The following is a 539-nucleotide window of genomic DNA, read 5'->3' on the forward strand; positions in this document are numbered from 1 at the left end:
GAGAGGTCGATGGTTTGGGTAAAAGCAGATGAGTTTACAGAGCCATCACCGCACGTAGTCATTACTTTACGCAGTGATGGCGAAATGATCGAGTTGCGACTTACTCGGCTTTAGTCTCTTTATGCAAAGCAAGAAATGTCGCCATGGCAGATTCATCTAAAAATCCGTCTGCCTTTTTATGTGCGCGCAGGTATTGGTACCCTGCAATGAGCTTTCGATGAAGCTCTTCTTTATCTTCTGTCAGCTCTTCATTCATCACGTGTTGGAAAGCCAATTTATAGGCATCCATATCCACCACTTCAGCACGACGGTAGAGATAACCGCAACCCGTCGCTAACCATTCAAGAGAGCAGTTTGCCCGCATCGCAATCTGATTGGCTTTGGTTAGGCTAGGTTCGCTGCCTTTTAGGTACTTTCGGATGAGCGCTTCCGACACATCAACGCGTCGCGCAAATCCGCTGATGCTTTCTTCGCCAATCAAAGTGGCTAAACGTTGGGCAAAAGACATATTTCGTACTCCAGTTCGAATTGCGAAAGTT

Annotated in this window: 1 protein-coding gene; it reads right to left on the reverse strand. The window is 46.8% G+C overall.

What is annotated here, in order from left to right:
• Positions 1-100 precede the first annotated feature (100 nt).
• Positions 101-508, reverse strand: coding sequence for a transcriptional regulator (locus tag R7044_RS27600; RefSeq protein WP_005499247.1), 408 nt, complete (start codon positions 506-508; stop codon positions 101-103).
• Between the last annotated feature and the right edge of the window lie 31 nt (positions 509-539).

It is taken from the genome of Vibrio sp. 1402 (assembly GCF_033340275.1).

Bases quoted from the DNA above. Each gene is read 5' to 3' on its own strand.
- R7044_RS27600 (WP_005499247.1), bottom strand. From the start codon at position 508: ATGTCTTTTGCCCAACGTTTAGCCACTTTGATTGGCGAAGAAAGCATC.